A 352-nucleotide genomic window follows, 5' to 3' on the forward strand; every position below is an offset into this window, starting at 1 on the left:
GCAATTTTGTTTAAATGGCGGGATTCCAGTAGATGAATGGATTCAGGAAATCGGCGGTGGAATGAACTTCAAAAGAAAAAAATTTCTGTCTTTGATGTCAAGAATATCTGCCGGTGAAATTAAGAGTTTGCTTGTGGCTCACAAAGATCGTTTATGTCGATTCGGATTTGATTTTTTTGAGTATATGGCGACGGAACATGGCTGTGAAATTAAGGTGGTAAATCAAGAATCTTTATCTCCGCAACAGGAAATGGTGGAGGATTTAATGGCAATTATACATACATTCAGTTGTAGATTGTACGGGCTTCGTAAATATAAAAAAAAGATCAAAACAATGATTGAGGCGTCCGAG

Annotated in this window: 1 protein-coding gene; it reads left to right on the forward strand. The window is 37.2% G+C overall.

The window, feature by feature from the left end; translation table 11 throughout:
• Window positions 1-352, forward strand: a 352-nt coding sequence (locus HXW94_RS19000; RefSeq protein ID WP_178368440.1) for an IS607 family transposase, incomplete at both ends; no start/stop codon positions are given.

Source organism: Desulfobacter latus, assembly GCF_013389365.1.
Taxonomy (GTDB): Bacteria; Desulfobacterota; Desulfobacteria; order Desulfobacterales; family Desulfobacteraceae; genus Desulfobacter; species Desulfobacter latus.